The 2,413-nt window shown below is 53.8% G+C and carries 3 protein-coding genes; 1 reads left to right on the forward strand and 2 read right to left on the reverse strand.

All coding sequences use genetic code 11. The features are described from left to right. Positions 1-528: proline racemase family protein (locus V7D78_RS15230; protein ID WP_333609311.1), on the reverse strand; the 528-nt coding region annotated here is incomplete at its 3' end. A gap of 18 nt (positions 529-546) precedes the next feature. Beyond that, on the reverse strand, positions 547-1,470 hold the full coding sequence (gene dapA, locus V7D78_RS15235; protein WP_333609312.1) for a 4-hydroxy-tetrahydrodipicolinate synthase: 924 nt from the start codon (positions 1,468-1,470) through the stop codon (positions 547-549). Positions 1,471-1,550: 80 nt separating this feature from the next. On the opposite strand from dapA, the gene V7D78_RS15240 reads away from it, so the two are divergent. Then, on the forward strand, positions 1,551-2,413 hold an 863-nt coding region (locus V7D78_RS15240; RefSeq protein ID WP_333609313.1), incomplete at its 3' end, for an NAD(P)/FAD-dependent oxidoreductase.

Consider the following 2,413-nt stretch of genomic DNA (forward strand, 5'->3'; position numbering starts at 1 on the left):
GACAATGGCATAAAAATTCCCACCATAGGCGACATCAACCGTTAGCTCGCCCAGCCCGGGTACCGTAACACAGGCATCGGCGATAGCCAGATAAGACGGCACATTGATAATTTTTACCGTCAGTACTTTATCGCCTTGCTGGCGGTAACTGACGCGGATTTGGCCGGCCGGCACATCCAGAATAAGCTCACCCGGCGTTTTTGGTTGCAATAACCCCACTTCAATGGCTGCAGTTACGGTACCGATAGTGCCATGGCCACACATCGGCAAGCAGCCACTGGTTTCAATAAACAGCACCGACGCATCGGCATTATCTGAGCAGGCCGGATACAAAAATGCCCCCGACATCATGGCGTGGCCGCGCGGCTCAAACATCAGGCCCTGGCGGATCCAGTCATGGTGAGCGAGAAAATCCAGCCGTTTCTCGCTCATTGTGCTGCCGCGCAGCACCGGGTGACCGCTGGTGACCAGCCGCACCGGATTGCCGCAGGTATGAGCATCGACACAAAAATAGGTTCCTTTTAACACAGCCGCTCCCTCGCTTGGTTATTGTGCCTGCACGGCTTGATATTTACTTAAATCTGGCCGGGTACGCAGTGCCTGCGTTACCACCTGCTCAACATAGGCTCGCTCAGCGCCCTGCAGCGCCAGCCTTGGCAAACGTACATTCTCACTGCCGCGCTCAAGTAATTGCTCGGCCAACTTGATGCACTGCACTAAGGTTGGAATGGTATCCAGCCGTAGCAGCGGCATAAACCAGCGGTAAATTTCCCGCGCCTCGTTAATGCGCCCGGCCCGCGCCAGTTTAAACAGCATCACCGACTCGCGCGGGAACACATTGGTTAAACCAGAGATCCAGCCGGTGGCACCGAGCAATACCGACTCCAGCGCAATATCATCAACCCCACAAAAAATCTGAAACCGCTCGCCAAAGCGGCTTTGCAGCTCGGTAATGCGGCGGGTGTCAGTGGTAGATTCTTTAATGGCAACGATATTTGGCTCTTCAGAAAGAATGGCCGTCATCTCCAGGTTAATATCCACGCCATAGCTAACCGGATTGTTGTACAACATAATCGGCAGCCGGGTAGCACGAGCCACCGTCTGGTAGTGCACCAGCACTTCTCTGTCGGTACCGCGGTACACCACCGCTGGCAGCAACATAATGCCATCGACACCAATCTGCTCGGCGGCTTTAATGTAATCAATGGCCTGGCCGGCACTGTGCTCAGTGCAACCGGCAATTACCGGAATACGCCCGGCCACCGTTTTTACCGTTTGCTGCAAAAACTCACGCTTCTCTGTCGACGTCAGTGAGGCATTTTCGCCCACGGTACCCAACGCAATAATGCCGTCAATGCCATCTGCTATCAGCTGCTCTAACATTCGGGCATTGGCCGCGTAGTTAATGCTGCCATCTTGCTGAAATTGCGTGGAGATTGCCGGATAGACACCTTGCCAGTTTACTTGCATCTTTTTTAACCTCTATCATTGATGTTGGATAAAGAATATTGTATACAATCTATATTATCAAGTGATTTTGGAGTTTTGCTGTGAAACAGGTCTGTATTATCGGTGGCGGTATAGTGGGATTAAGCAACGCCTTGTTTTTGCAACAAGCCGGATTTGACGTGCTGTTGCTCGATGCCAACGGTATTGGCCAGGGCTGCTCAGCTGGCAATGCCGGCCACTTTGCTGCCGAACAGGTATTCCCGCTGGCGCAACCGGCGCTGTTAAGCCAATTGCCGGCCATGCTGCTCAATCCACTTGGGCCCTTGCGTATTCGCGCCAGTTATTTACTGCAGGCGCTGCCGTGGTTCGCCCGCTTTGTCGCCAATATGCGTAAAAGCAAACGCGATGCCCATCAACGGGCGTTAAGTGGCTTAAACCATGCCAGCCTCGCCAGCTGGCAAAAACTGCTGCACAGCTGTCAGCTGAGCCAGCAAATCCAATATAACGGCGCGCTGCTGGTGACAGAAAACCGCAATATCAGTTCGCTGCAACAGCAATATCAGGTTTATCGCAGCGCTGGCATAGATGTGCGCTGGTGTGACAGACAACAACTGCAGCAGCTGGAGCCGGCATTGGCTGCCACGCTGAATGCCGCACTGGATTTTACTGAAGTGGCGCACAGCAGCGATCCTTTAGCGTTATGCAAGCAACTTTATCAGCAGTTTTGCCAACTGGGTGGCCGTTATCTGCAGACTGAAGTGCGCCAAGTCATTCCTGGCCAAAACCGGCACCAGCTTATCTGCGACGACAAAGAAATTGTCTGTGAACAGCTGATTATTGCTGCCGGTGCGCATTCAGCGCAATTTACCCGGCAGTTAGGCTGGCGGGTGCCGCTGGAAGCCGAGCGTGGCTATCACCTGATGCTGGCCCCGGTGGCACTGAGCCGGCCGGTTAGCTCACTGGA

The sequence above is a fragment of the Arsukibacterium sp. genome, assembly GCF_036735525.1.
Lineage (GTDB): Bacteria > Pseudomonadota > Gammaproteobacteria > Enterobacterales > Alteromonadaceae > Alishewanella.

Coding starts and splice junctions, on each gene's coding strand:
- dapA (WP_333609312.1), bottom strand. CDS start 1,470: ATGCAAGTAAACTGGCAAGGTGTCTATCCGGCAATCTCCACGCAATTT.